This window comes from Paenibacillus sp. CF095, assembly GCF_900101225.1.
GTDB lineage: Bacteria > Bacillota > Bacilli > Paenibacillales > Paenibacillaceae > Paenibacillus.
Window position 1 is genome coordinate 85,263 of record NZ_FMZN01000009.1, and the last position, 24,885, is coordinate 110,147.

General features: G+C 47.4%; 23 protein-coding genes. 11 read left to right on the top strand and 12 right to left on the bottom strand.

The window, feature by feature from the left end; genetic code table 11:
* Positions 1-110: 110 nt before the first annotated feature.
* The 6 genes from BLS69_RS30345 to BLS69_RS30365 all read left to right on the top strand — a co-directional run bounded on the left by BLS69_RS30345 (position 111) and on the right by BLS69_RS30365 (position 6,067).
* Positions 111-1,394 carry an ABC transporter substrate-binding protein gene (locus BLS69_RS30345; protein ID WP_091039041.1) on the top strand — a complete coding sequence of 428 codons (1,284 nt, stop codon included), beginning with the start codon at positions 111-113 and terminating at the stop codon, positions 1,392-1,394.
* Positions 1,395-1,533: 139 nt separating this feature from the next.
* A complete protein-coding gene (locus BLS69_RS30350) occupies positions 1,534-2,436 on the top strand; it encodes a carbohydrate ABC transporter permease (RefSeq protein ID WP_091039042.1) in 903 nt (300 codons plus the stop codon).
* 2 nt (positions 2,437-2,438) lie between these two features.
* Positions 2,439-3,278 carry a carbohydrate ABC transporter permease gene (locus BLS69_RS30355; RefSeq protein WP_091039044.1) on the top strand — a complete coding sequence of 280 codons (840 nt, stop codon included), beginning with the start codon at positions 2,439-2,441 and terminating at the stop codon, positions 3,276-3,278.
* 105 nt (positions 3,279-3,383) lie between these two features.
* Positions 3,384-4,592, top strand: coding sequence for a rhamnogalacturonan acetylesterase (locus BLS69_RS30360; protein ID WP_091039085.1), 1,209 nt, complete (start codon positions 3,384-3,386; stop codon positions 4,590-4,592).
* Between the two features lie 432 nt (positions 4,593-5,024).
* Entirely contained in the window at positions 5,025-5,270 is a 246-nt protein-coding gene (locus BLS69_RS32005) for a hypothetical protein (protein WP_143023646.1), read from the top strand.
* A gap of 380 nt (positions 5,271-5,650) precedes the next feature.
* Entirely contained in the window at positions 5,651-6,067 is a 417-nt protein-coding gene (locus BLS69_RS30365) for a sensory rhodopsin transducer (RefSeq protein WP_091039046.1), read from the top strand.
* Positions 6,068-6,153: 86 nt separating this feature from the next.
* Here the strand turns inward: BLS69_RS30365 and BLS69_RS30370 are convergent, their stop codons facing one another.
* The 4 genes from BLS69_RS30370 to BLS69_RS30385 all read right to left on the bottom strand — a co-directional run bounded on the left by BLS69_RS30370 (position 6,154) and on the right by BLS69_RS30385 (position 11,019).
* On the bottom strand, positions 6,154-7,311 hold the full coding sequence (locus BLS69_RS30370) for a Ger(x)C family spore germination protein (RefSeq protein ID WP_091039048.1): 1,158 nt from the start codon (positions 7,309-7,311) through the stop codon (positions 6,154-6,156).
* Positions 7,308-8,777: a spore germination protein gene (locus tag BLS69_RS30375; RefSeq protein WP_091039050.1), complete on the bottom strand. Its 1,470-nt coding sequence runs from the start codon at positions 8,775-8,777 to the stop codon at positions 7,308-7,310. The genes BLS69_RS30370 and BLS69_RS30375 overlap by 4 nt, the downstream gene beginning before the upstream one ends.
* Positions 8,758-9,864 carry a GerAB/ArcD/ProY family transporter gene (locus BLS69_RS30380; protein WP_091039052.1) on the bottom strand — a complete coding sequence of 369 codons (1,107 nt, stop codon included), beginning with the start codon at positions 9,862-9,864 and terminating at the stop codon, positions 8,758-8,760. Before BLS69_RS30380 ends, BLS69_RS30375 begins: the two co-directional genes overlap by 20 nt.
* A 207-nt stretch (positions 9,865-10,071) precedes the next feature.
* Entirely contained in the window at positions 10,072-11,019 is a 948-nt protein-coding gene (locus BLS69_RS30385) for a DMT family transporter (RefSeq protein WP_091039054.1), read from the bottom strand.
* Between the two features lie 159 nt (positions 11,020-11,178).
* Here BLS69_RS30385 and BLS69_RS30390 point away from each other — a divergent pair, with 159 nt between their 5' ends.
* Positions 11,179-12,573 (top strand): aminotransferase-like domain-containing protein, encoded by a 1,395-nt coding sequence (locus BLS69_RS30390; RefSeq protein ID WP_091039055.1) that lies wholly within the window; start codon positions 11,179-11,181, stop codon positions 12,571-12,573.
* 139 nt (positions 12,574-12,712) lie between these two features.
* On the opposite strand, the gene BLS69_RS30395 is transcribed toward BLS69_RS30390, so the two are convergent.
* Both BLS69_RS30395 and BLS69_RS30400 read right to left on the bottom strand, forming a co-directional pair.
* The gene (locus tag BLS69_RS30395) at positions 12,713-14,032 is read right to left on the bottom strand and encodes a glutamate-1-semialdehyde 2,1-aminomutase (protein ID WP_091039057.1); all 1,320 of its coding nucleotides are present in this window, start codon (positions 14,030-14,032) and stop codon (positions 12,713-12,715) included.
* Positions 14,033-14,164: 132 nt separating this feature from the next.
* On the bottom strand, positions 14,165-15,208 hold the full coding sequence (locus BLS69_RS30400) for an LCP family protein (protein ID WP_091039059.1): 1,044 nt from the start codon (positions 15,206-15,208) through the stop codon (positions 14,165-14,167).
* 213 nt (positions 15,209-15,421) lie between these two features.
* Between BLS69_RS30400 and BLS69_RS30405 the strand changes: the two genes are divergently transcribed.
* Genes BLS69_RS30405 through bcp form a run of 4 tightly spaced genes read left to right on the top strand, consistent with a single transcriptional unit; the run spans position 15,422 to position 18,564 of the window.
* Positions 15,422-16,468 carry an ABC transporter ATP-binding protein gene (locus tag BLS69_RS30405; RefSeq protein WP_036614079.1) on the top strand — a complete coding sequence of 349 codons (1,047 nt, stop codon included), beginning with the start codon at positions 15,422-15,424 and terminating at the stop codon, positions 16,466-16,468.
* Position 16,469: 1 nt separating this feature from the next.
* The gene (locus BLS69_RS30410) at positions 16,470-17,264 is read left to right on the top strand and encodes an ABC transporter permease (RefSeq protein WP_062837592.1); all 795 of its coding nucleotides are present in this window, start codon (positions 16,470-16,472) and stop codon (positions 17,262-17,264) included.
* Positions 17,265-17,268: 4 nt separating this feature from the next.
* A complete protein-coding gene (locus BLS69_RS30415; RefSeq protein ID WP_076333833.1) occupies positions 17,269-18,054 on the top strand; it encodes an ABC transporter permease in 786 nt (261 codons plus the stop codon).
* 45 nt (positions 18,055-18,099) lie between these two features.
* Positions 18,100-18,564, top strand: coding sequence for a thioredoxin-dependent thiol peroxidase (bcp, locus tag BLS69_RS30420; protein ID WP_091039060.1), 465 nt, complete (start codon positions 18,100-18,102; stop codon positions 18,562-18,564).
* Positions 18,565-18,655: 91 nt separating this feature from the next.
* Here bcp and BLS69_RS30425 read toward each other — a convergent pair whose 3' ends face one another.
* From BLS69_RS30425 to BLS69_RS30450, 6 genes are all read right to left on the bottom strand, one after another.
* On the bottom strand, positions 18,656-19,783 hold the full coding sequence (locus BLS69_RS30425; protein WP_091039062.1) for a GerAB/ArcD/ProY family transporter: 1,128 nt from the start codon (positions 19,781-19,783) through the stop codon (positions 18,656-18,658).
* 95 nt (positions 19,784-19,878) lie between these two features.
* The gene (locus BLS69_RS30430; protein WP_091039064.1) at positions 19,879-21,003 is read right to left on the bottom strand and encodes a GerAB/ArcD/ProY family transporter; all 1,125 of its coding nucleotides are present in this window, start codon (positions 21,001-21,003) and stop codon (positions 19,879-19,881) included.
* Between the two features lie 18 nt (positions 21,004-21,021).
* On the bottom strand, positions 21,022-21,258 hold the full coding sequence (locus BLS69_RS30435) for a hypothetical protein (protein WP_091039066.1): 237 nt from the start codon (positions 21,256-21,258) through the stop codon (positions 21,022-21,024).
* A gap of 6 nt (positions 21,259-21,264) precedes the next feature.
* A complete protein-coding gene (locus BLS69_RS30440; protein ID WP_091039068.1) occupies positions 21,265-22,467 on the bottom strand; it encodes a Ger(x)C family spore germination protein in 1,203 nt (400 codons plus the stop codon).
* A 20-nt stretch (positions 22,468-22,487) separates the two neighbouring features.
* A complete protein-coding gene (locus BLS69_RS30445; protein ID WP_091039069.1) occupies positions 22,488-24,002 on the bottom strand; it encodes a spore germination protein in 1,515 nt (504 codons plus the stop codon).
* Positions 24,003-24,135: 133 nt separating this feature from the next.
* On the bottom strand, positions 24,136-24,783 hold the full coding sequence (locus BLS69_RS30450; protein WP_091039070.1) for a DedA family protein: 648 nt from the start codon (positions 24,781-24,783) through the stop codon (positions 24,136-24,138).
* Between the last annotated feature and the right edge of the window lie 102 nt (positions 24,784-24,885).

Here is a 24,885-nt window from a genome sequence, read left to right on the forward strand (position 1 = left end):
CTCTGGTCGTACATTTGCGAAAATGACATTAACAAGTTTGTGAAAGCGTTATCAGAAATAAAAGGATAACTCGTTCACACAACCATATCAACATAAAAGGGGAGATTGGCATGGTGAAAAAGGCAATATTCCTGATGATGGCTGCATTGCTCGTTTTTACAGCGGCGTGTAGTTCAGGTGGAGGTAGCGAACAGGGATCATCGGATGGATCGGTTACCCTGCGGATCGCTTGGTGGGGTTCGGATGCACGGCATGAATATACACAGAAGGTCATCGACCTGTACAAATCGAAAAACCCGAATGTCAAAATCGACGTGGAATATGCTTCATTTGATGACTACTGGAAAAAGCTCGCACCACAAGCAGCTGCAAATCAGTTGCCTGACATCGTTCAGATGGATATTTCCTACATCAGCCAATATGCACAGAATGGTCAGCTTGAGGATCTAGCGCCTTATCTGGGCAATCAGATCAAAGTGGACGATGTGTCCGAGAACGTTATTAGCACAGGTGTAATTAACGGTAAACAATACGGTGTACCTGCCGGTGTTAACGTTCTGGGCTTCCAATATGACCCTGCTTTGCTTAAAAAAGCGGGAGCGGAAGCTATGCCTGAAAATATGACATGGGAATCATACGAAGCACTGGGTAAACAAGCCGCAGAGAAAGGCCTGTATTTGGATGGAGGGGTAGCTCCGGATATCTTCTTCCATTACTTCCTGCGTACCAAAGGACATTCGCTTTACAATGCAGAAGGAACTGGCCTTGGTTATGATGATGACCAATTGTTTGTGGAGTTCTTCGGACTTATGCGCCGCATGATCGAGCAAGGTGCAGCACCTACGCCGGATGTAGCCAACCAAACCAAAGGCATTATTGAGGAATCAGATCTCGTGAAGGAAAAAGGAATCGGCGTATGGCAATGGTCCAACCAGTTCGTAGCCTTGCAACAGGTAGCGAACCGTCCACTCGAAATCGCTCCAATGCCAGGACCGGATATGGAAAAAGGACTATATATGCAACCAAGTATGTATTGGGGTGTAACGTCCAACTCCAAAGTGAAGGAAGAAGCGGCTAAATTCATTGATTTCTGGGTGAATGACGTGGAAGCCAACAAACTGATCAAAGGTGAGCGCGGTGTGCCAATCTCAGGAGCAATCAAAGAAGCTATCGCACCTGAGCTGAGTGACGCAACGAAACAAGTCTTTGAATTCGTAGCAGCCATGGAGCCAAAAGCTTCACCAATGAGTTCTCCGCCACCGGTTGGTTCACCTGAAGTAATCTCTGCTCTGGCAGATGTGGTTGAAGAGTTGAACTTTGGCAAAATTACACCTGAACAGGCAGCAGAAACATTCCGCAAGAACGCCGAATCTGTACTTGCGAACAATAAATAACAGTTGAATGATGGCTTGCTCGTCCCACTTCAGGGATGGTCGGGAATGCGGCTACTCGCAAATGCGAGGGCCTTTCCCCGTCCAGATGACCGAAGCCAGGATGAGGGAGCAAGCTGATCCATGAAGGAGGTTCGTTCCATTGAGGCAGTATTCGTCGTTACGTAGAAACTTAACTGGATATGCGTTCATAAGCCCGTTTATTATTGGATTCCTGGGCTTCACACTCATCCCCATGTTTGTGTCCTTATATATGTCGTTCACGAGTTATAACTTGTTCACTTCTCCGCGGTGGATTGGGCTTGATAACTACACCAAAATGTTTTTTGATGACCCGAAATATTGGAACTCGGTCAAAGTGACGTTTCTGTATGTATTCATTGGGGTACCGTTAAGGTTGATCTTTGCCCTCTTCGTAGCGATGGTCCTAAACACTGGCTCTCGTATGATTGGAACGTACCGGACGCTGTATTACCTGCCATCCATTATCGGTGGTAGTGTGGCCGTATCCATTATGTGGCGTAACCTCTTCAGTAATGAGGGTGTTATCAACAGTGCTCTAACGGCAATCGGGATCGGGCCAATAAGCTGGTTTGGTGACCCGAATGCGTCTCTAGTTATGCTCATCTCACTGTCTGTGTGGCAGTTTGGTTCGTCCATGCTGATCTTCCTGGCCGGTCTCAAAAATATCCCTACTGAGATGTACGAGGCAGCAGGTGTGGATGGCGCAAATCCTATACGGAAATTTTTCAGCATCACCTTGCCACTGCTTAGCCCGATCGTCCTGTTCAATATGATTATGCAGACGATTGGAGCATTCATGACGTTTGTACCTGCCTATATTATCTCCAAAGGTGAAGGCGGTCCAATGGACGGTACGATGTTGTACTCTCTGTATCTGTTCCGGCAGGCGTTTATGTTTAACAACATGGGTTATGCTTCGGCAATGGCCTGGGTCATGCTCATCATGATCGGTATACTCACGGTGGCTGTGTTCCTGACATCCAAGTACTGGGTGTTCTACGAATCTGAAGGAGGGAAGTAACGATGGTTTGGAGAAATGTAAAATGGCCCGTTTATCACCTGTTCGTTGCAGCTCTTGCCCTCCTGATGTTATATCCCGTACTTTGGATGCTCTTCAGTTCATTCAAGGAAAGCCGTACGATATTCGTCACTGCGGATACCCTGTTTCCTGCGGAGTGGATCTGGAGTAACTATGTGGATGGCTGGAAAGGCACAGCTGGAAGACCGTTTATGGATTACATCACCAACTCACTTGTAATCGTGGTTATTTCCACGATCGGTGCCGTAATATCTTCATCGCTGATCGCTTTTGGTTTTGCCAGACTGAATTTCAAGGGACGCACGTTCTGGTTCTCCTTGATGATGTTAACACTGATGTTGCCACATGACGTGGTATTGGTTCCTCAGTACATCATTTTCACGAAGCTCGGCTGGCTGAATACTATCTTGCCAATCGTTGTACCTACATTCTTCGGAATGCCATTCTTCATCTTCCTGATGGTACAGTTCATTCGAACGATTCCGAAGGAGCTGGATGAGGCCGCAACTATTGATGGATGTAACAAGTTTAGATTGTATATCCAGATTATTATGCCGCTGATCAAGTCTTCTCTGGCGACTGCAGCCATCTTCTCCTTCTACTGGAGATGGGAGGATCTGCTCGGTCCGGTATTGTACCTGAACTCGCCTGATAAATACACCGTGTCGATGGCACTGAAAATGTTCCTCGATAGTGAATCTGCTTCCAACTGGGGCGCAATGTTTGCCATGTCCATCGTCAGTCTGGTTCCGGTTGTAGCTGTGTTCTTCATCTTCCAGAAACAAATTGTTCAAGGGATGAGCACCAGCGGATTGAAAGGATAAGCCAGATTACTGTATCTTCGTATCTTCGCCCGAATGAACGTTTACGAAAGTTAACCAAGGAGGTTATCGCTTTTGAATAAAGCTCAGGGTAGTCAGGCCGTTGCCATGGAGGCAGCGGCAGAGGGCCAGGCAGTGTCCGTGACCAGCTGGAAGTTTAACTTTGGACCGGACTCGGGAAGAGTAGATGAGACAGGGGATTATCTGAAAGTAACTGCAACAACCGCATATGAGGAACGCGGAGGATACGGATTCGAGGCAGGATCTCTGGTGTATGAGAAACAACGCATTAGTGATGACGATGTGTCGGATCCCACGAAACAACATCATATCAATCCGGGGCAGACAACCATGTCTGCCCGATTGCGTTCAGGCTTCTGTATTCCGCTCAAAGCATCGTTCATCGTGGATGTTCCCGACGGAACCTACCAAGTATTACTCGTTGCAGGTGATGAATTGGCTGAGACAGTGACCCGCGTGAAAGCTGGTGAGGGTAGACTTGTACTGCCAACCATTCGCACACTTCCCGGACAATACGCAGAGGTTAGATTCTCTGTTGTTGTTCGCGGCGGCAGACTTCGTCTGTCATTCTCTGGTCCTGCACCGAGAATTAATGCTTTGGAGATTACTCTTGCGAATCAGACCATGACTGTATTTCTTGCCGGGGATTCTACCGTAACGGATCAGCCGGAAAGTGGATATCCGTATTGTGGTTGGGGCCAATTATTGCCAGCACAGTTCAAGCATGATGTGGCAGTGGATAATCATGCCAAGTCAGGCCGAAGTTCCCGCAGTTTTATTAATGAAGGCAGACTCAGCGCCATTCTGGAGCGAATCAAGCCCGAAGATTTTCTGTTTATTCAATTTGGACATAACGATGAGAAGCCGGACCCTGAACGTGGGACGGACCCATTCACAACATATAAGGAATATTTGAAAAAGTATATCGACGCTGCACGCGAAGCCAAGGCTCGTCCAGTGCTCATAACCCCGGTGCATCGTCGCTATTTTGCGGACGATGGCACATTGACCGATACACATGGCGATTATATCATCGCCGTGCGTGAGTTGGCGGAAGAGGAAGATGTTCCGCTGATTGATCTGGCTGAGCGCAGCCGTCTTCTGTTCGAGCAGGCAGGAGTGGAAGGTACCAAGGACGACTTCATGTGGGTACTGCCAGGCGAGTATGTGAACTTCCCCTCAGGCGTGGAGGATAACACGCATTTTCAGGAACGAGGCGCCCGCCGCCTTGCCCAGCAGGTGGCAGAAGCCATCCGCGAGTTGCAATTGCAGCCGCTGCAGATGTATCTGCGATAGGTTCATGCCCTAAATAATTAAGCGAGTTAAACGAAGTAACGAGAAAAACAAAGTTGCCCAGCGAAGAGCGAAGGCAATAAACTTTTAAAAACAGGCGAGCGTAGCAGCGGAGGAGGGCGGAATCGGGTAGAGGGAGCGAAGCGTCCGCCTTTGGAGCGGGATTTCCCCTGCTGAGGGGAAATGAATAGAAATCCCGAGCCAACAGCGGCCCACAGCCCGATCCGCCCGCCGAAGCGACTGCCCTGCGAGCTATTCAGGGTTTAAAAGCTGTAGCGAGTTAAACAAAGTAACGAGCCAGCAAAAGTTGCCCAGCGAATAGCGAAGGCAATAATCTTTTAAAAAACAGGCGAGTGTAGCAGCGGAGGAGGGCGGAATCGGGTAGAGGGAGCGAAGCGTCCACCTTTGGAGCGGGATTCCCCCTGCTGAGGGGGAATGGATAGAAATCCCGAGCCAACAGCGGCCCGCAGCCCGATCTGCCCACCGAAGCGACTGCCCCGCAGCTATTCAGGGTTTAAAAGCTGTAGCAAGTTAAACGAAGTAACGAGCCAGCAAAAGTTGCCCAGCGAAAGAGCGAAGGCAATAATCTTTAAAAAAACAGGCGAGCGTAGCAGCGGAGGAGAGCGGAATCGGGTAGAGGGAGCGAAGCGTCCACCTTTGGAGCGGGATTCCCCCTGCTGAGGGGGAATGGATAGAAATCCCGAGCCAACAGCGGCCCGCAGCCCGATCTGCCCACCGAAGCGACTGCCCCGCAGCTATTCAGGGTTTAAAAGCTGTAGCAAGTTAAACGAAGTAACGAGCCAGCAAAAGTTGCCCAGCGAAAGAGCGAAGGCAATAATCTTTTAAAAAACAGGCGAGCGTAGCAGCGGAGGAGGGCGGAATCGGGTAGAGGGAGCGAAGCGTCCGCCTTTGGAGCGGGATTTCCCCTGCTGAGGGGGAAATGAATAGAAATCCCGAGCCAACAGTGGCCCACAGCCCGATCCGTCCACCGAAGCGACTGCCGCGCGAGCCCACGGATTTTTAACCTAAATTGCAATCGCAAAAAAGGAGGATGTATTTCAATGACACCTGACCAGACAGAATTAGGCACATCTGCCCGTAAGAATTTTTCAGCAGCTACAGGTCACACCTACTGGGTCATTCCAGATGGTTACATTCCCCCGGAGAGCCGGGGCACATTGGAGAGTCATGAGAGCATCTGTGTACTGAACACCAGTGCCACGGATGCGGAGCTGCACATCACGATTTATTTTGAAGACAGAGAACCACTCGAAGGTATGGTCGCTGAAGTGCCAGCGAGAAGGACAAAGCATATTCGCACTGCATCGCTACGATCCGGGGAGCAATCTATTCCGCCGGGCGTACCTTATGCAATTACTGTTTCGAGCAACATCCCCGTTATTATCCAGTACAGTCGTTTGGACACGACCCAGCCTGAATTGGCTTTGATGAGTGTCATGGCGTATCCATTAGGATAACTTCCCTAATCGACAACATAGTTGGAGATGGTAAGAAGCCCCGTAACCTTGCATCCAATGCAGGCACGGGGCTTCTTTTTCTTCATTTAATCGCTGTATTTATACGTGCTCGCATTTAGGATATCCACGTGAACCTCCACTTTTCCAAGCTTAAAACGTTTGAGTGGATCCGCCCGGTTGTAGACTTCTTTTTGCCATAAGGGCAGATTGTGGCGATAGAGGTGTTCCACGAGACCGTATGAATCGATCTTGCGTGACTTAGTTTTTTCGAACGTATCTCGGATTTGGGATTCGATTTGTTTCTCCGCTTCCTGTTCCATGGCATGTGGAGACCGAGGAGTCCCATGATCTTCGGTGATGGAGCTTTTAACCGAGGTAACCAGATCGAATGTGACGCCCTCTCCTTGTTTCCTTGCCTTGATACTCGTCTTGGGATGACGAAGCATCAGGGTTACATCAGGAGTCTTCCCGCCATTCCCATACACGTACAATGGATATTGATGAACACGCTCATAATTTACGTATCTTGTACCATCTGTGTCTGCTCCTGCAACTCTACCCTGACTTTTGCCTTTGGAAATGACATAAAATCCATCCATTCTAACAAGGGGGGGCGTTTTATCGCCGTTGAACCAGGTCTCGTTTCTCGTTGATACCGAGGGTAAAAGAACGACGGAAGCCGGCTCCCGTAGTCCATCGAGAAGCTGATGGAGCCGGATAGGTTCGAAACCGGAATGCTGTTTGTATAGCCTCATGGGCTCGAATAACTCAATCGTCTGGGCAGATTGGTTCAGCAGCGCAGATGGGGAGAGCACATCCGGAATGTTCTGCTCTGTCGCGTAAATCCAGGGTGTATATCTCAGTTGACCTGAATGTAGCAACGTATTAAATATATCCTCCAGCTTCCCTTCCAGAGCATTTTTCGATAAAACAATGGCTTTAACATGAGTCCAGAGCGTTTGCTGCTGTGATGTTTCATACAAGTCGTTAATAGCCATGCTCAGTGTTGAACCTTCGCCCCGTCCAATCCAGATATCCCTTGTTTCCCGGGAAGTTGGCGTTTCCTGTTTTGCAATACTGGAGAAGTCAATCAACTGGGCATACGCAATATATTGGTTGTCCACATAGTCTATTCCAATGGCCGTGATGAAGTTAATACTTTGCACCTCTTTGGAATCCCAGCATCCCGTTAGCAGGATCAAGCACCCCGCAAGTAGGCCACTCATGGACATCCATCTGGTCATGACCGTTTTCTCCAGCGAGTGGAATCTTGGGTGTGAAGTGCTTCTGGACGCTTGTTTTTTTTCATGGAAGGGGGCATGGATACGGCCTGAGTGAAGTCTCCTGGAATGTAGGGAGATACGGGTGACAGATAGGATACGCCATAACACTCCAACGATACGAGGTGTACCAACAGAGCGAACAGTCCGATCATAAATCCAAATAATCCAAGGATCGAAGAAATAATAAGCATTCCGATACGAATTTGTGCAGTAGCCCCGCTGAGCACGGTATTCACGAGAATATAGCTGGAGATGACTGAGATCGCTACCGTAACTATGATGGTGGGCGATGTAATCCCGGCACGAATGGCTGCATCCCCGATGATAAGTCCGCCGACCACGCTGACCGTCTGCCCTAACGCACGTGGTAACCGCCGACCGGCTTCGTTAAATAGCTCGAACATAAAAATCATTAAAAAGGCTTCCAGCGTCACCGGCATGGGCAGGCCCATTCTAGTACCAGCAATTGTAGCCAAGAGAGGTAGCGGAATTTGTTCCACATTGAAACTGGTCAGGCCGATGTAGAAGGCTGGGAAGAAACAGGCAATCAGCAGACCGGAAATACGCAAAATCCGTTCGAAGGTAACGATGAAAAAAGGTGTGCTTTTGTCTTCCGGGGACTTCAACTGATTGAAAAGTGTAGTTGGTGCGATGACCGCCACAGGAGAACCTTCAATGAGAACGGCAAAACGTCCATTTAACAGGGAATCGACGACAAAATCAGGACGTTCAGTATTATCTGTGAGTGGAAAAATACTCCGAATCCCTCCCATGACAGCTCGCTCCATGATTGAGGTACCCAGAATGCCGTCAATCTCAATCTGATCCAGATTGTGTTGTGCTTCTTTCAGAATGTCTGGATTAATAATATCTTTTACATATAGAAGTCCAATGGCAGTTTGGGTACGACCACCTTTGACATATTTCTCATAACACATCGAAGATGTTTTCATTCGTTTGCGAATAAGGGCCACGTTGGTAGTGAGTTCTTCGGTGAATCCATCGCGCGGGCCTTTAACAGATGTTTCAATGGCTGATTCTTCTGGACTGCGTCCCGGGATATCAGCGATATCCAGACTGCAGGCCTGCACAGCATTACCAAAAATGATCAGTAGTTGTCCACTAAAAATCAACAGATTAAGTTTCTTGGAATCAGTGAGATCCTCAATCGGATTTAAGGTTAATCCCAGTTCGTGGGGATGTGATTCCTCAATGATCAGGGAGTGTTGTTCCAGACGGGGAATAATAAATTGATTGATTTGTTTGCCGTCGACCAGTCCTTCGCAATAGAGCAAAATGACTGGCTGATCGGATTCATCTTTGACAGGAAAGGTCTGAATAACAACATCTGCGCATGGATTGAACTGCTCTTTCAAAGAGGCAAGCAGTGTTTCATGGGACGTGGTGTCAATCGCTTGATGCTCCATGATGTTTCCTCCTCTGATGGCGTGAATGGATAAAGGCAACCGTCGTCGCGATAATCGCAAGTCCGCTCAGATACAAGAGATTGAACGGAAATATGTATTCGACCAGAAGCTTTTCGAAGGTCATATCATCCAGAGGATACAACATGGTTAGAATAAAGAAGACACCTAACGAGATACAACTGATAAGCCTTCTGGTAGAGCTCTTAATATTCCATATTTCTACTACAATATACATGGCGAGACTAATCCGGGTGAACGAGCCTGCGAGCCATTGGTAGATGGAAAAGAAGTCGGTTTGGGCGATGTATTTGCCCAAGGAGGCAATTCGCCATTCTTCAAAGGCGGGATATCTCATTTTGGCAGCCTCAAAAGGATCGAATTCCACAATCGCCCCGATGAGTGGGCCGACAGTCAGTCCCACAAGAATGAGTGCGAGCATCAGATACTGCCATACACGTATACGTTTGGAGAGATGAGGCTGGATATACCAGATGAACACCAGTTCAAACATGCCTGCAAGACTGTAAATCATGCCATTCAGCACCGGATGCCAGCCATGTTCTAACACAGGCAGGAGACGGCTATAATCCTTGTATTGAGTGTTGACAATTGCAACATAGAAGCCCAGCAGTACCACTAGTGGAAGGATCAATCCTGCCGTAAATGCCAGTGAGCGTATGCCTTTATATGCCCCATAGGCACAGAGAGACATGATGGCAATACTGGTTACCAGAATTGGCGTTTCTGTCAGATAATTTGTTTTGGCCCAAGTGGTGGTATCGTGCAGGGTGAAATAGATTGCGCTCAGAAAAAAGAGACTGTTCCCAACTCGAAATAACATGCCAATGGGCTTGCCGAGACGGGATGTTAACCATTCATGCAAGGTTTGATGCTGGAGGAAACGAGAGACATAAGCGAGCATTAGCGCAAATATCAGAAATGGTCCGGCTGATAACAGGACGGAAATCCAAGAATCCCTTTTGGCCGTAGCCAAAAGGGCAGGAATAATCAGAACATGGCTGATCAAGCCAACGGACAACATGATCAACATCATAGCTTGTAAAAAAGAAGGTTGTGTTCGTTTCATGCTGAGGGGTCCCCTTTTCCCAATAGACTGTCCTCAGCAGTGTTAACGGGATTGGAGCGCTTCATACTGTCAGTCGAAATAACGAATACCCATGGCTTCTCTTACCTCTAACATCGTTTCCCGGGCCGCTTTCCAGTCAAAATGCGGGGTTCGGGGAGGAGGGGAGCGTATAACTCGTTGAACCGGCGAACCAACTTCTGCGCTGTCTCAATGTAAGGAATCTGATTTGATTCCACTGACCAGCCTATGTTTGCGACCACTCATATTGGTGCCAAGCACACCAGCGATAATCAACAATGCACCAATATAGTGGTAGCTACCCACTGGTTCATGCAGTATCCATGCACCTCCTACGATGGAGATGAGCGTGGACAGATTGCTGAATACACTCATTTGCGAAGCCTCCAGATGGGTCAGAGCATAGCTCGCGAGCAGGGTGGAGATCATGGTGGAGAGAATTGCCAGATAAGCGAGCGCACCCAGATAGGATGTATCTCCAAGTGGTTTGATGTAGTCCATCATGGAACCGCTGGAAGCATGACGGATCAGGGAAGCGGCGTTAAATACAATACAGCCAACCATTAATGTGACCCATGTTAGTTCCATTGGTTTGTACTTCTGGGTTAATGGTCTTGCAAGCACACCATACCCTGCAAAACAGACTGTGGATAACAGCAATAATGCAATGCCTTTCAGGTTACCTATAGACATGCCGCTTCCTTGCATTATGAAGATAAAAACTACTCCAGCGACAGACAGAAGCAGGAACATCTTCTGCATCGTAGATGTGCGTTCCTTCAGGAAAACTGAAGCGAGAACGAGTGTGAATACAGGAGCCATAGCTTGAATAATACCAGCTTCCGATGAGTTGGAAGATACAAGTCCAAAGGCTTGAAAGGCAAAAAATAAAACGGGAGATAGTAGCCCCAGCGGAATAATTCTCCACAGATCACGAAGGCTAAGTCGAATTTTGATCCAGCCAAAAATGATAGGAATGCTGACAACGATCAACGACAGCGCGAATCGGTGGGCAAGCACATCAATCGGATGTGCAACAGTGACGGTCATTTTAACAAATAGAAAAGATAGACCTATAATAGCTGCGTACAGTATAGCTGCGATATAAGCATATCCCCGAGTGTATGTTGTGTTCATGAATGCTCCTCCAATACAGTAGTCATAGCGTTTTATCTTTCATTATCCTGAATTATGTCAGGTTCGAGGCACGTCCTGGCCTTATTCAATATACTGCCGGGTGCATCGTGCTACAATAGATAAAAGGTTGAACTGTATCGGTACAGTTGTTGGAGAGGGATGGGTGCATTGAGAAAATACGAAGTGATTGCCGAAGCGTTAAAGCAATGGATTCAGGAACAGATGCAGCAGCAGGATCGTCGCCAGTGGGCGGATAAGGGCATTCGACTGCCAGCAGTTCGAGTTGTAGCAGAAAAATATCAATGCAGTGTAAGTACAGCAATTCGAGCATATGAGTGGCTGGAACAGCGGCATTTGGTGTACGCCATACCTCAATCCGGTTATTATGCTGTACAGAACGGGACAGGTGCTCAGGACATGGACTGGCAGGGAGCGTTGGACTTTGCTTCAGCTGCTCCCGATCCAAGGGTGTTCCCTTATGCAGACTTTCGTCATTGTGTGGATCAGGCGATGGAGAAGAAACAGGCAGAGTTATTTATGTATGGCACGGATCAGGGATTACCTTCGCTTATCATGCTGTTGCAGAAGCAGTTTGCGGATTATCAGGTGTTTGCGAGAACGGAGCAGTTCTTTATCACATCAGGTGTGCAACAGGCACTGGCTGTACTTGCATTGATGCCTTTTCCTAATGGAAAGAGAAAAGTACTGCTTGAACTACCGACCTATCACAATATGCCCTCGCTACTGAGTGGATTAAATGTGCCGATTGCCGGTGTGAGACGTGCCCTGGATGGGCTGGACTGGGCATCGCTTGAACGTCAGTTCGCTGAGGAAGATATCAAGTTTTTCTATGTCATGCCGCGCTTTCACAATCCGATTGGCACATCGTTGACTGTTGCTGAGAAAAAGAAACTGATCCGGCTTGCACAGCGGTACGATGTCTATCTGGTGGAGGACGATTATCTGGCTGATCTGGAGGACAATACGAAACAGGACCCGTTATGGTCCTATGATACCGAAGGCCGGGGCATCTATCTGAAGAGTTACTCCAAAATTTTGTTTCCAGGTCTGCGCATTGGTGTAGCTGTTCTGCCCTCACCACTAATTCAATCTTTTGGGGCTTACAAAAAAATGCTCGATATCGACACTTCCGTTTTGTCTCAAGCTGCGCTGGAGATCTATGTCCACAGCGGAATGTTTGCTCATCACAGGAAAGTGATTCGTAACCGCTATGCTGCCCGGATGCACACGGTGCATGAGCAACTGGACACATATCCAGACTTTGCTCCGTTTATGGACGCTCCTCGAACAGGTGGGGAGCATACCGTATTGCCTTTGGCGGGTGATATGCCGCTTCGTGTTCTGCTGTCCCGGCTTCAAAAGCACGGAGTCATCGTTGATACGACAGAACGGTATTATCCGGAGGGAACATATCAGGCGCATCAGGATCAGATGCTGCGCTTGAACATCTCCAATGTGCCGAAGCAGCGAATCGAGGAAGGGATACAGAAGATCCGGGAGGAAATTTTGAAACTTCAGATCAGGCAGAAATAACGTGAAGAATCGGAGTGTTGTCCGTATATAACAAAAGGCGTCCACACAAATTGATCACTTGTTGGACGCCTTTTCCATGAGTTGTTAATCCATCGACCATACAGCTTGTACGCTATATTGTGAATGGGAATAATCCGATTTATTCCTGAGCCATCGCCTTGAAGGAAGCTTCTGCGGCTTCCAATGTAGCCTGAACATCCTCGTCTGTATGGGCCGTGGTCAGGAACCAAGCCTCATATTTGGATGGAGCCAGGTTAATGCCACGGTTCAGCATGTGACGGAAGAAGGAAGCAAACAGCTCTCCATCCGTGTCTTGAGCATGATCATAATTCGTAACCGGATGGTCACAGAAATGGGTGGAGAACGCACCGCGGATCCGGTTGATCGTCAGTGCAATTCCATGACGGTCAGCAGAAGCTTGCAGACCTGCCGTCAGGTCGATAGCAAGACGTTCCATCTCTTCGTATACACCCTCACCTTGCAGGACCTCCAGACATGCGATACCAGCTGAGATGGATGCAGGGTTACCAGCCATCGTTCCCGCCTGATAAGCCGGTCCGAGTGGGGCAACCTGCTCCATAACGTGTTTGCGTCCACCGTAAGCACCGATTGGCAGGCCCCCACCAATAATTTTACCAAGAGCCGTCAGATCCGGTTCAATCTCCGCATGATTATCGAGTCCGACATACGTCTGAGTAGAACCGTAATGGAAACGGAAAGCCGTAATGACTTCGTCATAGATCACCAATGAGCCGTTAGCCCGTGTCATGGCACAGAGGCCTTCCAGGAAGCCAGGCTCCGGCATAACCATACCGAAGTTCCCAACGATCGGCTCAACCATGACTGCGGCAACATCATCACCCCAGCGCTCCAAAGCATCCTTCAGGGCTTCCAGATCATTGTAAGGCACAGTAATGACTTCTTGTGCAATACTGGCTGGAACTCCCGCACTGTCAGGAATTCCGAGCGTAGAAGGGCCAGAACCGGCAGCCACAAGCACCAGATCCGAGTGACCGTGGTAACATCCGGCGAATTTTACAATCTTATTGCGTTTGGTGTAGGCACGAGCGACCCGAATCGTAGTCATGACCGCCTCCGTACCGGAGTTTACAAAACGAACTTTATCCATGGAAGGAATGGCTTCTTTCAGCATTTTGGCAAGCTTGATCTCAAGCTCTGTCGGGGTACCGTACAGTACTCCATTTGCTGCTGCTTCCGTAATTGCCTGCGTAATATGAGGGTGGGCATGTCCTGTAACAATTGGTCCGTAGGCGGCCAGATAATCAATATAACGGTTGTCATCGACATCCCAGAAGTGGGCGCCCTGAGCTTTTTTCATAAATACAGGTGCACCGCCACCAACGGCTTTAAACGATCGTGAAGGGCTGTTAACACCCCCAACAATATGTTCAAGTGCTTCTGCGTATAGAAGTTCGGAACGGGAACGTGATGTATTCATAAGATAACTTCCTTTCGTAATTCAAAATATGATAAAGGTACAAGCCACAGAAAGATATGATGATTTTCTCATAATATTATAGCTGGGCACAACGAGAGGGCAGCATAATGGCTGCCCTCTGCATGTTTGGATTTACTGAGCCGGTTGCTCTGACTTCTGATCGTCAGCGCTGGCTGTTTTATCTTCGGTGCTGTTCGTACTATCATCCGTTGTAGCAGGCGGGTGAATAATATCCTGAATATGCTGCTTCAATTTCTCTTCGTTGGTAACCGTCAATACTTGCGCACCGCCTGCTGTACGTTCTTCTTTCAGCAGGTTCATTGGCGGAATCTGCTCACTGCCGTTCATGCTGCTCTGGTATCCGAGTCCACCCAGCTTCCACATGTCGGAGAGTGTCAGATTTGTATCTACGTAAGGATTAACCTGTTCCAGAATGGCAGGCAGTTTGGCAATGGTAGTGGTTGACTGCATTTTCGCTGTTACAGCTTTCAGCAACTCACGCTGACGTTCGGACCGAGCGAAATCCGACATTGCATCATGACGGAAACGAACGTACATGAGCGCTGTCTCGCCATCCAGATGCTGATATCCTTTTTTAAGATCAATGTCGTATTCGTTATTGTCTGCTTTACTTGTATAGTGCATGTCTTTCTCCACATCAAAATCAACACCACCAACGGCATCCACCAATTTGATGAATCCCTGGAAATCCGTATACACATAATACTGTACAGGAATGCCGAGCAGGTCGCCGGCAGCTTGCATCGCTGCATTAGGACCATGGGTGATAGCGGTGTTGATCCGCTCCTTGCCATATCCGTCAATATTGACGTAAGTGTCGCGCAGAATGGAGAACAGATTGATTTTTTTGGTAAGTGGGTCGAGCGATACAACCATCATGCTGTCGGAGCGAGGAACTTCACCTTTTTTCAATCCACGTGCATCGACACCCATAACGAGAATATTTACCGTTTCTGTGCCTTCCCATTTGGGTGGGTCAGGAGTATTTACTTTCTCCACATTTTCGATGCCTGCAAATGGTGAATCGTCGCCGTCCTTTGCCAAACCGTCCAACTGATTGAGAATAGAACCGAAATAATATGCCGCTGCTCCTCCAATAATTAACACGAAGGCGGCAAGAGAAATCCATATGGTTCTCTTCGTCTTTCTGGTCATGCTAGCTCTCCTTTGTATTTGAGATGAAATAAAAAAACGAGTTCGAGTATTCAAGTAAGATGTAGTCGAAGCTTTCCGTACACGTCTTTTCCCAACATACAGGGCAGGACGCAGCTCCAGACTATTTTAAAGCTTGCTGAATTTTGACTGATACCATTATAATTTCTTTTTGGGCTACAAGCAATTTCAACAAAATCCAAGTGAGGTATAATCATGCTGGCGATTGATGTCAAAGATTTGCGCAAGTCGTTTAGCGTCCAGAAAAGCCGAGGTGGGCTGAAGGGCGCGTTCCAGGACCTGTTTGCACGTCAATACCAGGAGGTATTGGCTGTAAATGATATTTCATTTCAGATTCCGCAGGGCGAAATATGCGGATATATTGGGGAGAACGGTGCCGGTAAATCAACAACGATCAAGATGTTGACCGGCATTTTGGTGCCTACTTCAGGGCAAATATCGGTTGGTGGATATGTTCCGTATCAGGAACGTGAGAAGTTTGTACAGAATATTGGTGTTGTTTTTGGTCAGCGCAGTCAATTGTGGTGGGACATTGGCGTTATCGAATCCTTCCATTTATTGCGTAAAGTATATCGTGTCGGAGAGGTCGATTTCCGTAAAAGGCTGGATGAACTGGTTGAGCGATTGCAGCTTCAGGACCTGTTAAGCCGTCCGGTGCGGAAGCTCAGTCTTGGTCAGCGTATGCGCTGCGAGTTAGTGGCAGCCTTGTTGCATAATCCGAGTATTGTTTTCCTGGATGAGCCAACTATTGGTTTGGATATTGTGGTGAAGTCGGAAATTCGGGATTTCTTGAAAGATATGAACAAGGAGCATGGAACGACCATCCTGCTCACAACCCACGATTTGCAGGACATTGAGGCCCTGTGTTCCCGGGTGATCATGCTTGATGCGGGCAACATCATCTATGATGGTGGTCTGGATCATCTGAAGTCCCAGTGGGGCAAGGAGCGGGAGATCCGCTTCAAGTTTGGCTCAGCTCACAACATCAGTCAGATGCAGGAATGGACTGCTGCGTTGCCTGTGCGTTGGACAGTAGAGAATGAATTATCCGCATCTGTATGGATTCCGCTGGAACTGAATGTTTCGGATGTACTCGGACGTGTCGTTGGACAGGCTGATATTACCGATATTCAGATTATCGAGATCAACACGGATGAGATTGTGCGCAGTATTTACCAATCCGGTTCCGCCGAGCGTCCCGAGATTGTGGGAGCAGGGAAAGAAGCGGTGGGTGTATCCTGAGATGAATAGTGCATTTATTGATTTTATGCGCATCCGTTTTCTAACGATGCTGGCATACCGGGTGAATTATTACTCCGGCATTTTGATATATACGCTGAATATCGGCGTGTATTACTTTACCTGGCAAGCCATTTACGGTAGCAGTGGTGAACTCGGCGGTTTCACGGCAGCGCAGATGACCACTTACATCGCTGTATCCTGGATGGCACGTGCTTTTTACTTTAACAATCTGGACCGGGAGATTGCCGCAGACATACGGGATGGCTCCATTGCGATTCAATTCATCAGGCCGATCAATTACGTTATGGTCAAAATGATGCAGGGTCTTGGTGAAGGCATTTTCCGCTTCCTGCTCCTCATGATTCCAGGGATGCTCATCGCCATTCTGCTGTTCCCGGTTGAATTGCCTACGGCGCCATCGGCGTGGATTGGCTTTCTCGTCATGCTGTTCTTCAGTTTCCTCATTAATTCCCAGATTAATGTGATAACGGGACTGGCAGCTTTCTTTGTGGAAAACAATGAAGGCATGATGCGTATGAAACGCGTCGTAGTTGATCTGTTCTCTGGTCTAATCATCCCGATCAGCCTGTATCCAGGCTGGATGTCCGCGGTGATGAAGGTATTGCCTTTTCAAGCCATTACGTATCTGCCCGGTTCCGTTTTCACTGGAAGAGTGGAAGGTACCGCCATCTGGAATGTACTCGGTATTCAGGTGTTCTGGTTTGCCGTGTTACTGCTCCCGATGGTATTGATCTGGCGTAAGGCGCGCAAGCGTCTGTTCGTGCAAGGGGGATAACGGAATGTACTATATGGGTCTGATCTGGGAATATTTGAAGAACTACATGAAAACACGACTCACGTACCGTGCCGATTTCTGGGTGGAGATCCTATCGGATCTGCTGTTCCAGGCAACCAACCTGATCTTTATCTTTGTGGTCTTCCGCCACACGGATAACCTGGGCGGTTGGAGTGAGAGTGAAGTGCTCTTTGTTTATGGATATTTTATGGTGCCCTATGGCATCTTCAGTTGTTTTATCAATCTGTGGGGATTCAGCGAGCGGTACATCGTCAAAGGTGAGATGGATCGGATCCTGACACGCCCTGCACATAACCTGTTCCAGATATTGCTTGAAAATGTGGACCCGCCTGCACTCGTGGGCTCGTTTATCGGCTTGATCATCATGATCTTCAGCGGAGCAGAGATGGGTCTGATGCTGGAGTGGTGGCATATCCCTGCCTTAATTATATTGGCACTCAGCTCAGTCATGATCTATGCAGGCATCTATACCACATTGACTTCACTATCCTTTTATTCGGACGCGCCAACAGGTATCCTGCCGTTGATGTATAACATTCAAGGATATGGACGCTACCCGGTAACGATCTATAACCGTGCCATTCAGGTGCTGTTAACCTGGATCATTCCGTTTGCCTTCGTGGGGATCTATCCCGCAGCATTGTTCCTGGAAAGGTCCGAGATGCATCGTATGGCGCTCCTCACACCTGTGATGGGACTGGTGTTTGGTTCCATGGGCTTGCTTCTTTGGAATTATGGTGTGAAGCGGTATCGCGGAGCAGGTTCATAATAACGCCCTATAGCAATTCATGGGGGAGATTAGGGAGGAACTGACATGACGTTAAATGTAGGCGAATTGGCACCGGATTTTGAACTTCCGTCCAGTACGGGAGAATCGGTAAAGCTTTCGGATTACCGCGGACAGCGGGTACTGCTTTATTTTTACCCCAAGGATATGACTTCGTCCTGTACGCAACAGGCTTGTGATTTCCGGGATCGACATGCTGAATTTGAAGGGCTGAACACAGTCATTCTCGGAATCAGCACCGATCCGATGAAACAACATGACAAGTTTATTGCCAAGTATGGTCTGCCGTTCACATTGTTATCGGATGAAGAGCATGTCGTAGCTGAGCAATACGGGGTATGGCAGCTGAAGAAAATGTATGGCAAGGAGTACATGGGTATGGTTCGCTCCACTTTTCTGATTGATGAAGAGGGGAAATTGATCAAGGACTGGTCCAAAGTTCGGGTCAAAGGACATATCGAGTCTGCGCTTGAGGCTTTGAACACATTGTAATTAATGATTTAGACATGTGTGAATAAATACATCTTAACCGTTTCATCATTAAAGGCTGTGTTTCGCGGAATTAACCGTGAACACAGCCTTTTTAGGTGGGCAATCGTTTTTGATTGGATGAATTGTTCTTGCTCTTGCCAGAACGAAGCCGATGCACGAGCAGAAGGAATAGCGGAATAATAAAACTTACCGTGATATCCCAATCCACCCAAGCGGGCATGATCGTATTGGTGTAGAAAATGACATTGGGAGAAATCAGTACAGCTAACGCGAATAATAACATCGCTGATGGCAGGATGAGCGGTTTGTATGTCTTTAACCGAAATAGCTGAGCTGTTCCAACGACAAACGAGAACATATACAGCAGGCTTTTGAAATAGGTAGCAATTAACCAAGCAGTCGCCATGAACGCCTCAATTCGTTCGAAAAAGTTGCCGATATTAATTTTCTGGGACAGGGTATAGGAGATATAGATCTCATGTTGGGTAAGAAAGGGTCCAAAAACCATGAGCGAAATGAGCAAAAGTGTAGTTAGCAGTAACCCTCCACATAAGGTGGCGAGTAACATGTCACGTTTGATATGAGGCCCGGACATCACATAAGGAAGAACCATGGTGATTACGATGAGTTCACCAAAGGAAGTAAATGCTCCCCGAATGATGGAATGAACCAGATGGAGCCAAGGGATGTTCAAGTAAGGTTGCAGATGTGAACTGTTTACTTTGGGCATCAGCCCCAGAAACAACAAAATCATAAAGGCAATAACGATGGGGGTCAGCAGTTCACTGCTACTTCCTATTGTATGCAAGCCATGCATAAGCCCCCAGACCAGAGCGCACATAAGGATAATTAGGATGACCCGGATGGGGGTCTGAAGGTAGATCTGTGTGGTCATAAAGTCACCGACTTCACGGATACATATGACAGCGCCTATGGCGAAATAAAATAGATATGCAGCTGCCAAAACAGACCCTGCCCACCGGCCAAGTATTTTTTGGCAGATTTCAATAAGGGAAAGATCAGGATACGTCTGATGAAGTTTATATAGCACCCACATGATGAGTATGCCGATCGGTTGACCGATAAGAGAACAGATCCACGCATCCTGTTGACCCGAAGCAGTAACCACGGAGGGATAGAGTAGAATCATGTCCCCAATCATGACGAGAAAGGTAAGGACTGTAAATTGCCTAATGGTGATTTTCTCCTTAATTAACATAGACACCGTTCTCCTTCTCTATATTAGGCATGGATGATATTCATGAATGAACCATTTTTCCATCCACACCAGGCTCCTTCCCCCAAAAAAAGCACTCATTCCTGAGAGGCATTGTTTGGAGTAACCGATGATTTTCTGTAAGACTTGAGCAATTGTATCAGCAGAAGACAGCCTGGCAGAATGATCCCCAGTGTGGTATCCCAGTCTACCCAATATGGAACAATGGTGATCACGATAAAAGTAATGTTTGGTGAGATCAGATTCGCTAATCCGAACACAAGTATGGACGCAGGGAGTACCAGTATCTGATACTGCTTAAGCTTGAACAGTTCTGCACAACCAACAATAAAAGCGTATAAGTATATCATCGCTTTGAAGTACGTCGAGATCAGCCAAGAAGAAGCCATAATAGCTTCAATACGTTCAAAAAAGCTCCCAATACTGATTTTCTGGGACAAAACAAAAGAAGCATATATGTTATGTTGCGTAAGAAAGGCACCCAAGACCAGCAGCGATATGGTAACGAGCGTTGCCAATACCAAGCTGCCTAAACCAGCTGCAATAATTACGTCCCGTGTTCGATGAGCCTGCTTGGCAACATAGGGCAGTATCATCATGATGGGAACGACTTCACCGATCGGATATATAATGCTTACCAGAATGCCTTGCGAGATAGAGACAACACCCGTATCACTTACTGGCTTCAAATTTCTAGTATCAATCTGAGGAAGCAGGCAGACTGCAAGGACGACAATAAACACAATAACGACGGGCATCAGTAGTTCACTACTTCGCCCCATCGCCTCTAATCCGTGAGACACTCCCCAGGCGATCACGATGACGAACATCAGAATGATGATGCGAATGGGAGTGTACGGGAAGATTTGAGTGGTCATGAAATCGCCGACTTCTCTCGTATGCGTGGAAGCACCGATAATGAAAAAGAACAGGTAGAGGCAGGAAAAGAAAGTACCTGGCCAGAACCCTAGAATGCTTCGTGTCATCTGCACCAGATTTTTTTCTGGGTGCATGCTACATAGCTTCAGGATCATGGCCATCAGTGCCATCCCCAGAGGAACGCCTATAAAAGCACAAATCCAGGAGTCTTGTTTGGCATAGGACGTGATGACCGAGGGGTAGATCAGCATCATATCCCCGACCACCATCATAAAGATGAGAGTGGTCAATTGTCTTGTTCCAAGGCGCCCCTGTTCCAGCATAATGGTCCTCTCCTTTTTCTAGGTTCCCGTCAGATGTGCCAAGAATTGATTAACAGGTTCATAGATCCACATGATGATATAGAGCGGACTGGGGAAGTCCCACAGGTTGGCTGCAATCACACTGAACCCTGTGGCTATGACGAGCATTCCGCTGCACACAGCTGTTTCCCTCCATTCCTTGCGGCGGATGAGACCTGGAAGATCAACCAAGCCTACGAGGCCCCCTATGACAATGACAGTAATTGTAATCAACATCCGGTCTCACTCCTTCAAATCCTCCTTGAATGAATCATCCAGTGTACCTACACGTTTGATCTGTACATTGGCTTCATACTTAACATCCAGATTCTCAAAATATTGATCCCAATCCTTTTCAATCTTTTTGAAAAATTTAGGATCGGCATGATACACTTCCTGACCGAATCCAAAAATGTCAATATGGAACTTTCGCCGCACTGAATTCACCGATTTTTCCATCAGTTCTATCAGTCGCTCCTCACTGTCCTTTTCCAACTCTTTGAGCGTTTTCATCGAACCAATTCTGATTCCGCACTCTACTGCACCAATGGAAGACACATTTTTGAGTTTGATGTGAATCACAGGCTGGTCGTTAATGACCTTTGCTTTTCGTTGGGTCTTGGTGCGGAGAGCTTTGAAAGTCACTTTTCCTCCCTTTCGGCAAGGCAGGTGACTGATAGTAGACACCACATTGTCACGGATGTAGTTGTATCCTTTCGATTCATCTTCCGTTAACCAGCCGATCAGTTTGTCCTTTTTGAAGATGCTTAATCCCGTAGAATTCAGATTGGCCGGAGATTTGATTGTCGCTATATTATCTTTGCTTCCGCTTATCGCTGAACTGCCAACAACCTCTACTCCGGTGATGACAGGCTGTATTCCGGGAGTTAGCATGTATTCCATTAACTGATCACCAGTTACCGTAGTAGTGGGAGACCAGGTTTTGGCAGATACGTCCAGAGAATTAAACATCTTCTCCGCAGGGATATTCTCAAGTGGGGTAAGCACGTTCAGTACTTTGGAAGCCGTTGTATTTCGTGCAACCATGACGTAATAATCGGGACGGACAGTAGGTTCTCGCATTAACGCTTCCATAACATCATAGATGCCCTCTTTGCGTGCATATTCTTCTCCGAACACCAGTACACGGATATGTGCCATGAATATGCGGCGTGGGCTTGTCTCGGTCAGCTTTTGAATCGCTTCAAACAGCGTGGACGCGGACGCTTCGTACAGCGTGACAGGAGTACCATTGCCTCCCCCTGATTTGGAGGATACTTCATTCGGCACGACGACCTGAGCACTCACTTTAATCAAATCGCCATCCTTGTCTACACCAAGACCCAGCATAATGCCAAGTTCATTCAATTCCTGGCGGTCCCAGCATCCGGTAAGGAGAGGGAACAGGAATACAATGCATACAATTAATCGGAAGCACTTGTTCATACGTTGTTCTCCTTACCGAATTAACGCTTCATTTTTTTGCTGGCTTGTCGGATTTTGTTCGGGGTACCCGTAGAGAATGGACGTGTTTTCATATGGGACCAGGGTACACGAAACAGCGTATCTTTCAGATCTTTCTGAATTAGAGGTGCAAAGGGGGACATATACGGTACGCCAAAAGAACGCAAGCTGCACAGGTGTGTAACCGTAATGAGCAGAACAATTAGAATACCGTAGAAACCAAAAGCTGCCGCGAGTATCATCAATACAAATCGCAAAATTCGGACAGAGATAGAAAGTCCATTCTCTGGAATGACATAACTGGATATGGCCGTTATGGAAACGATAATAACCATTGCGGCGGAGACAACTCCTGCATCTACGGCTGCTTGGCCAATCACCAGTGTTCCGACAATGGAAACGGCCTGACCGACCGTTTTCGGAATACGTATACCTGCTTCTCGCAAAATTTCATAGGTCAGTTCCATCAGTATGGCTTCAATGAATGCGGGAAAAGGAACGCCTTCACGTTGAGCTGCCAGACTAATGAGCATATTGGTGGGCAACATTTCCTGGTGAAAGGTGGTAATGGCAATATAGAAGGATGGAGCTAGTAAAGCGATAAAAAAGGACAGATAACGAATCAAGCGAATCAATGTGCTGATATCGGCCCGTTGATAGTAATCCTCCGGCGATTGGAAGAAATGCACGAACAAAGCTGGAACCAGCAGCACAAAAGGCGTACCGTCCACGATGATGGCTACTCTGCCCTCAAGCAAAGCAGCACAAACCGTATCTGGACGTTCACTATTGTAAACCGTGGGGAATAACGTTCTGGTTTCGTCTTGTACAAGTTCCTCGATATATCCACTCTCAAGGATACTGTCGATATCGATCTCATCGAGTCTTCGACGCAGTTCTTTTACAGTCTCCTGATCCACGATATGTTCCAGATAGAGCACAGCAACTCGGGTTTTGGTAACCCGACCTATTTCTCTTTCTTCGATCCAAAGATGAGGATTACGGATTCGTTTGCGGATCAATGATGTGTTGGTACGCAGGTTTTCGTTGAAGCCTTCCATAGGTCCCCGAACGACGGTTTGGGAGACAGGTTCTCCAACGGATCGATCTTCCCAGCCTGCTGCGCCAATCTTCATTCCTCGTTCAGATCCTTCAAGCAGTAAGATAGCTGATCCCGAAAGAAGTGCATTCATTACTTCATCCATATTATCGACCAGCAATACATCACTGGCGATCAGGATATCATTCTGGAGGTAGCTGAGATGTTCATCGTCTGCAGAGAATTCAGGGAGATCACGCTTTTGCAATAATGATTCCATGATGGAGTGATTCAGAATCTGCACATCCACTAATCCATCAATGTACAACATGACTGCAGGCCATTTATGTAAACACTGGAGAGGGCGCATCATCAAGTCGTTGCTGTTCCCCATCACTTGCTTGCAGTATTCCATATTTTCGCTTAGATCCGGAGAGATTTGCCTCTGATCTTGGCGTTCCAGCGACGATTCACTCATGCCTTCACCTCCCTATACACCCTATATTTTCAAGTTAGTATGACCTGGATGAATTCGGATTATCACAAAAAAAAGGAGCCGCGATTATTCGCGACTCCTTGCCTGCTTATTATAGATGGACTTTTGTCCGAATTTACTTTTGTCTTTGTCGAACAGGGGCTGGCTTGGATACGGTGGATCTTGCTGCCCATGCTTTGCGGTAACGATAGAGCACGGCTACGATGAGCAATAGGCCGATTCCTCCCACGATATATGCTGCATATTGATGAGCCAGATGGAATACGGCGTTCCACTGAGGACCAAATATTTTGCCAATGCCCAGAAACAGTACAACCCAGAACAGTGCGCCTGAATAGGCGTAGAGAGCGAATTTGCGAAAGGGAACAGCGGCTATGCCCGCAAAATATCCGGTGAAATGCCTTACACCCGGAATGAAATAACCGATGAAGATTAAGGCATTACCATACTTGGCGAACCACTTTTGCGTTTTATCGAGCTTGTCCTGCTTCAGCAGAAACCATTTTCCGTATCGTGTTATAAAGGGCAGTCCTGCTTTGGCTCCAATAAAATAAGTGATTGTCATGCCAATCGTTGTTCCCAGAAAAGCCAGTATGGTGAGTATTCCGAAGTCGAGATGCCCCTTGTAGGAGAGAAACCCTGCGTAAGCCATCGTTGTTTCACCAGGAAAGGGAAGTGCGATGAATTCAAGCAACAAGCCAAAAAACAATACGCTGTATCCGTAGGACCCAAACAGATGTTGGATCTTCTCAAGCAATTCCAATAGATTTCACTCTCCTGAATACGGGGTGGGAGCATGAATACTCTCCAAGGTGTTTTAATGTGTTCTGCCTGTCCATTATGCTACCTAATCTGAAGCGAAGAA

Coding starts and splice junctions, on each gene's coding strand:
- BLS69_RS30345 (WP_091039041.1), top strand. CDS start 111: ATGGTGAAAAAGGCAATATTCCTGATGATGGCTGCATTGCTCGTTTTT.
- BLS69_RS30355 (WP_091039044.1), top strand. CDS start 2,439: ATGGTTTGGAGAAATGTAAAATGGCCCGTTTATCACCTGTTCGTTGCA.
- BLS69_RS30360 (WP_091039085.1), top strand. CDS start 3,384: ATGGAGGCAGCGGCAGAGGGCCAGGCAGTGTCCGTGACCAGCTGGAAG.
- BLS69_RS32005 (WP_143023646.1), top strand. CDS start 5,025: ATGGATAGAAATCCCGAGCCAACAGCGGCCCGCAGCCCGATCTGCCCA.
- BLS69_RS30365 (WP_091039046.1), top strand. CDS start 5,651: ATGACACCTGACCAGACAGAATTAGGCACATCTGCCCGTAAGAATTTT.
- BLS69_RS30370 (WP_091039048.1), bottom strand. CDS start 7,311: ATGACCAGATGGATGTCCATGAGTGGCCTACTTGCGGGGTGCTTGATC.
- BLS69_RS30375 (WP_091039050.1), bottom strand. CDS start 8,777: ATGGAGCATCAAGCGATTGACACCACGTCCCATGAAACACTGCTTGCC.
- BLS69_RS30380 (WP_091039052.1), bottom strand. CDS start 9,864: ATGAAACGAACACAACCTTCTTTTTTACAAGCTATGATGTTGATCATG.
- BLS69_RS30385 (WP_091039054.1), bottom strand. CDS start 11,019: ATGAACACAACATACACTCGGGGATATGCTTATATCGCAGCTATACTG.
- BLS69_RS30390 (WP_091039055.1), top strand. CDS start 11,179: ATGGGTGCATTGAGAAAATACGAAGTGATTGCCGAAGCGTTAAAGCAA.
- BLS69_RS30395 (WP_091039057.1), bottom strand. CDS start 14,032: ATGAATACATCACGTTCCCGTTCCGAACTTCTATACGCAGAAGCACTT.
- BLS69_RS30400 (WP_091039059.1), bottom strand. CDS start 15,208: ATGACCAGAAAGACGAAGAGAACCATATGGATTTCTCTTGCCGCCTTC.
- BLS69_RS30405 (WP_036614079.1), top strand. CDS start 15,422: ATGCTGGCGATTGATGTCAAAGATTTGCGCAAGTCGTTTAGCGTCCAG.
- BLS69_RS30410 (WP_062837592.1), top strand. CDS start 16,470: ATGAATAGTGCATTTATTGATTTTATGCGCATCCGTTTTCTAACGATG.
- BLS69_RS30415 (WP_076333833.1), top strand. CDS start 17,269: ATGTACTATATGGGTCTGATCTGGGAATATTTGAAGAACTACATGAAA.
- bcp (WP_091039060.1), top strand. CDS start 18,100: ATGACGTTAAATGTAGGCGAATTGGCACCGGATTTTGAACTTCCGTCC.
- BLS69_RS30425 (WP_091039062.1), bottom strand. CDS start 19,783: ATGTTAATTAAGGAGAAAATCACCATTAGGCAATTTACAGTCCTTACC.
- BLS69_RS30430 (WP_091039064.1), bottom strand. CDS start 21,003: ATGCTGGAACAGGGGCGCCTTGGAACAAGACAATTGACCACTCTCATC.
- BLS69_RS30435 (WP_091039066.1), bottom strand. CDS start 21,258: ATGTTGATTACAATTACTGTCATTGTCATAGGGGGCCTCGTAGGCTTG.
- BLS69_RS30440 (WP_091039068.1), bottom strand. CDS start 22,467: ATGAACAAGTGCTTCCGATTAATTGTATGCATTGTATTCCTGTTCCCT.
- BLS69_RS30445 (WP_091039069.1), bottom strand. CDS start 24,002: ATGAGTGAATCGTCGCTGGAACGCCAAGATCAGAGGCAAATCTCTCCG.